Annotated in this window: 3 protein-coding genes; all 3 read right to left on the reverse strand. The window is 54.3% G+C overall.

Annotated elements, in window-relative coordinates; all coding sequences use genetic code 11:
• Positions 1 to 2,609 (reverse strand): excinuclease ABC subunit UvrA (gene uvrA, locus B3W37_RS15045; protein WP_483176277.1); only part of this gene is annotated, 2,609 nt, incomplete at its 3' end.
• Between the two features lie 29 nt (positions 2,610 to 2,638).
• Positions 2,639 to 4,636 (reverse strand): excinuclease ABC subunit UvrB, encoded by a 1,998-nt coding sequence (gene uvrB, locus B3W37_RS15050; protein WP_483176278.1) that lies wholly within the window; start codon positions 4,634 to 4,636, stop codon positions 2,639 to 2,641.
• A 145-nt stretch (positions 4,637 to 4,781) separates the two neighbouring features.
• Positions 4,782 to 5,754, reverse strand: a 973-nt coding sequence (locus tag B3W37_RS15055; protein ID WP_483176279.1) for a P-loop NTPase fold protein, incomplete at its 5' end; no start/stop codon positions are given.

Raw genomic sequence — 5,754 nt, forward strand, 5'->3', positions numbered from 1 at the left:
TGCAGGCCGGTGGTGGGTTCATCAAGAATATAGAGAGTCCGTCCGGTAGATCGTTTGGAAAGCTCGGTAGCCAGCTTGACCCGCTGCGCCTCCCCGCCGGACAGGGTGGGGGCCGGTTGACCCAGTTTAATATATCCCAGGCCCACATCCTGCAGAACTTTCAATTTGCGAAATACCGAGGGGATATTTTCAAAGCAATCCACCGCCTCATCCACTGTCATTTCCAGAACATCGGCAATAGTATAGCCTTTGTATTTCACCTCCAGGGTTTCCCGGTTATAGCGCCTGCCCTTGCAAACCTCGCAGGGGATGTATACGTCGGGCAAAAAGTGCATCTCGATCTTAATGATACCGTCGCCGGAACAGGCGTCACAGCGCCCGCCGCGAACGTTGAAACTGAACCGCCCCGGCTGATAGCCGCGCACCCGGGCTTCAGCAGTCTGGGCGAACAGTTCGCGGATGCCGTTAAAAGCCCCGGTATAAGTGGCCGGATTGGACCGCGGGGTGCGCCCGATAGGGGCCTGATCGATATTTATTACTTTATCTATGGCTTCTGCCCCGGTTATGTCAAGATAGCGACCCTGCTGGTTATGACGGCTGCTCTGACCGGAGCGCCGGTTGATACGCCAGGTCAGTCCGGGGTAGAGGATTTCCTCCACCAGAGTGCTTTTGCCCGACCCGGATACTCCGGTAATCACCACCATCATCCCCAGGGGGATCTCCACATCGATATTCTTTAAATTATGCTTGTGGGCCCCTTTAATTAAAATCTGGCGGCTATTGCCCTGGCGCCGTACAGCGGGCACTTCAATGTCGAGGAGGCCGGAAAGATATTGCCCGGTCAGGGATTCGGGCGCCTGCATGATCTCTTCCAGAGTGCCCTGGGCCACAACCTGCCCGCCGTGTATGCCGGCGCGCGGGCCGATATCAACGATATGATCGGCCTGGCGCATGGCATCCTCATCGTGCTCCACCACGATTACAGTATTGCCCAGATCGCGCAGGCGGCGCAGGGTTGCCAGGAGGCGGTCGTTATCCCGCGGGTGCAGCCCGATGCTGGGTTCATCCAAGACATATAAGACCCCTACCAGGCTGGAGCCTACCTGTGTAGCCAGGCGGATACGCTGTGCTTCTCCGCCGGACAGGCTGCCGGCCGGGCGGTCCATGGTCAAATAATCCAGGCCCACATCGATCAGGAATTTTAAGCGCTCCTGTATCTCCTTGATCACCTGGCGGGCGATAATATGCTCGCGCGGGCTCAATGCCAGGCTTTCGAAAAACTGATAGCATTCGCGGATGGAAAGTGAGGTCACGTCATTGATAGACTTGTCCCCTATCAAGACCCAGAGGATCTCCTCGCGCAGGCGCTTGCCCCGGCAGCGCGGACACAGGGTGGTGGTCATATATTTTTCTATCTCCTCCCGCGAAGCATCCGATTTGGTCTCCAGGTAGCGCCGGCGCAGGTTGGTCACCACGCCTTCAAAACTGGAAGTGAAGCTGTTCTTCTCCCCGTATGAATTGACATAATTGACGCGGATGCGCTCCCCATTCTTCCCGTAGAGGATGGCATCCACCTGATCATCGCTCAGCTCTTTGAGGGGTTTATCCAGGGGAATGTCATTTTTCTCCGCCATCCCGTACAAAATCTGATTGTAGTAGGTGTAAAAATTATTGGACCAGGGAATGATAGCCCCTTCTTGAATGCTCTTATCCCGATCCAGAACCAATTCAGGGTCAATAACCCGTTTTTCTCCCAGGCCGTCGCATTCCGGGCAAGCCCCGAACGGGTTGTTAAAGGAAAACATCCGCGGGCTCAGTTCGCTCAGGCTGAATCCGCAGTCCGGGCAGGCGAAATCCCGGCTGAACAGCTGGTCCTCTTCGGCGCCATTCTCTCCCAGCACCCGGATAATGATCAGTCCTTCACTGAGTTCGAAGGCCAGTTCCAGGGATTGGGCCAAACGGCTCCGTATGCCGTCTTTGACAACCAGGCGGTCGATCACCGCGCTGATGTCGTGTTTTTTATTTTTTTCCAGTACGATCTCTTCATCCGAGGTGTATTCATAGCCATCCACGATAACCCGGACAAAGCCGTCTCGAAACAGGTCCTGCAAGAGCTTTTTGTGCTCGCCTTTCTGGGCCTTGACCACCGGCGCCAGGACCTTGAGACGCGTTCCCGGGGTCATGACCAGGAGGCTGTCTACAATCTGATCCACGGTTTGGCGCTGGATAGGCTGATGGCAATGAGGGCAATGAGGCCTGCCTACCCGGGCATACATCAAGCGCAGGTAATCGTACACCTCGGTAACCGTCCCCACCGTTGAACGGGGATTGTTGGAGGTCGATTTCTGGTCGATGGAAATGGATGGAGAAAGCCCCTCTATAGAATCCACATCAGGCTTCTCCATCTGTCCCAGGAATTGGCGGGCGTAGGTGGAGAGCGATTCCACATAGCGGCGCTGGCCCTCACTGTAAATGGTGTCGAATGCCAGGCTGGATTTGCCTGATCCCGACACCCCGGTGAAAATCACCAGCTTATCGCGGGGAATTGTAATGTCGATATTCTTTAAATTATGTTCACGGGCGCCTTTTACGTAGATATAGTCTTTCACTTTATGCTCCTATCAGCATCGCGGCCTCTTTAACGGCCGCGGGATCGCTTTTTGGTCTTGCGCGGGGGCTCCAAGAGCTTCTTGATCATGTCGCGGAGCTCGGCAGCCCGCTCGAATTCAAGGCTTTCAGCTGCTTTTATCATTTCGGCCTGCATCTCTCCGGCCAGCCTAACCCGCTCCTCTTTGCCCAGATGGGAGAACAGCGCCGCATCATATTGGGCCGGAGCCTCGGCAATGGTAGCCTCGATGGAGGCATAGATCTCCTTTTGGATGGTTTCCGGGGTAATCCCGTGGGTTTGATTGAATGCTATCTGCTTTTCGCGGCGGCGGTTGGTCTCATCGATAGCGGTCCGCATGGAAGGGGTGATGCGGTCGGCATACATTATCACCTGTCCTTCCACATTGCGGGCCGCCCGGCCAATGGTCTGAATCAGCGAACGCCCCGAACGCAGAAAGCCTTCCTTGTCCGCATCCAGTATGGCAACCAATGCGACCTCGGGAAGATCCAGCCCTTCCCGCAACAGGTTGATTCCCACCAGCACGTCGAATTCGCCCGCCCGCAGGTCGCGCAGTATCTCCAGGCGTTCCAGGGCCTGGATGTCGGAATGCATATAGCGAACTCTTATCCCCGAGTCTGCCAGGTAGTCGCACAGGTCTTCAGCCATGCGCTTGGTCAGGGTAGTGACCAGAACCCGGTAGCCCTGGCCTACAGTCTGTCTTATCCTTTCCATCAGGTCGTCGATCTGGTGCCCGGTCGGCCTTATTTCCACAAGCGGGTCGACCAGCCCGGTGGGGCGTATGATCTGTTCCGCCACCTGCCTGCTGCGCTCAACTTCATAATCCCCCGGGGTGGCACTGACATATACGATTTGATTGACCTTGGCCTGAAACTCGGCGAATTTCAAGGGGCGGTTATCCAGGGCTGAAGGCAGCCTGAATCCATACTCCACCAGATTCTGCTTGCGCGACCGGTCCCCTTCATACATACCCCTGATCTGCGGCACGGAAATATGGGACTCATCAATAAACAATATAAAATCCCGGGGAAAGAAATCGATCAATGTATAGGGGGGTTCACCTGACTTTCTACCCGTAATATAGCGGGAATAGTTTTCAATCCCCTTGCAGTAGCCGATCTCCCTGATCATCTCCAGGTCGTAGCGGGTGCGCTGCTCAATACGCTGCGCCTCCAGGAGTTTGCCTTCATTTTGAAAGCGGGTCACCTGCTCATCCAGTTCCAGTCTAATATCTTCCGCAGTGTCCAGCATGCGCTCGCGGCTGGTCACATAATGGGAGGCCGGGAAAATCATGGTATGGAGCCTGCGGCCATAAACCTCACCGGTTATGGGATTGAACTCGATAATGCGGTCGACTTCATCGCCAAATAATTCTATCCTGAGGGCTCTCTCACCGGCTGAGGCCGGGAATATCTCGATGACATCGCCCCTCACCCGGAAATTGCCGCGGTTAAAGGAATAATCATTGCGTTCATAATGATTTTCCACCAGGCGCCGCATTATAGTATCGCGCGGCGCCTCCATGCCCGGCCTGAGTGATATGGCCATGCGATAGTAATCATCCGGAGCCCCCAAGCCATAGATGCAGGATACGCTGGCCACAACTACGACGTCCCGCCGTTCCAGAACCGCCGCGGTGGCAGAGTGGCGCAGTTTGTCGATCTCATCGTTTATGGAGGAGTCTTTCTCGATATAGGTATCAGTGTGGGGCACGTAGGCCTCAGGCTGGTAATAATCGTAATAGCTGATAAAGTATTCCACCGCATTTTCCGGAAAGAACTGCTTGAACTCGGCATAAAGCTGCCCCGCCAGGGTCTTGTTGGGAGCCATGATCAAGGCGGGCCGCTGCACTTCCTCGATAATGCGGGCCATGGTAAAGGTCTTCCCCGAACCGGTCACACCCAAAAGGGTCTGTTCCGGATACCGGGCCTTAAGCCCTTCGACCAGAGCCTGTATGGCCTGAGGCTGGTCTCCGGTCTCATGGTAGGTTGAATGTAGCTTGAATTCCATTATTAACCTCTTAATTTCAGTAGTTACGCCTGTCCTTTCCTAATCCATGATAACAAATGTTCGCCCCAATAATAAAGAGGGCATAGAGGCGCCGGGACAGGCGCCTCTACTATGAAAAAGTACGGGTTGGTTGGGATTTACGGCCTCATCTTTGGATTAATTCCTCCAGCAAGGCCATCCTTCTCTGGTTGAGGGCTTGAAAGTTCATTTTGCTGGCGTAGAGGTGTTTGAGAGCTTTTAATTCCCGGTAAGCCTCTTCCAGTTTTTCCTGAGCCTTGGACAGCAGTTCTTCATAATTGTGGTTGGCCAGGCTGCTCACCTGCGCTTCCTTGAGGATCTCAAAATCGTCCAGTACCGCTTCGGTGTTGATCACTTTATCCCACGGTTTTAAATTCAGCTGCAGACCGCCGCCATCAATTACAGCAGTGCTGAAGGCTGGAAGGATGATCATTAGCAAACTATCCGCCTCCAAACCGCAATAATAATATTCCACGCTATTGCCCTGCTGTTTTGCTTTTCTGGCGATTTCAGCCAGGATAGTTGATTTGCCGCTGCCAGCCGGACCCGTCAAGACAAAACGCTGCTTGCAATCAGAGCTGATTTCTTCGACATAATCGATGTAGCCTTCCGCAGTCATGGCACTGGCAAAAAAATGTCTCTCTCCGGGCCGCGGTAGGGTGGCTTCACTGTATATCTGCTCTACCAGACTATAAAGCTGCTGCATGTTGAGATGGGCCGCAGCAGATTTCTTCAGCTCCTGTTTGGCCAGGGCAGCCGACTGAAGATGCATTTCGGCCTGCCGGTTCGACAGTTCCCATTGATCGATATGCTTTATGATCTGCCGGGCCTGTTCCTTAATCAGGGCAGTATCCAGGTAATCGCCCAGATTAATAACATCCCCGCTGATATGTGGATAATGCGGTTCAATGGATACCGGGCTGCTGCCGTTAACTACCGCGGTATCCAGCTGGGGAAAATAAATCCCTTCAGGGTTGACCGCATCCGCAGCCGAGATCCAGTATTCCATCTCATAGCCTAATGAGGACATAGACTCCCCCAGCAGCCGAATAAACGTGGCTTTCCCCGTTCCCGCAGCGCCCTTGAGGATATAGACTCGT

The sequence above is a fragment of the Syntrophomonas sp. UBA5494 genome, assembly GCF_002426325.1.

Excerpts from the sequence above, each read along its gene's own strand:
- uvrB (WP_483176278.1), bottom strand. The coding sequence starts at position 4,636 with ATGGAATTCAAGCTACATTCAACCTACCATGAGACCGGAGACCAGCCT.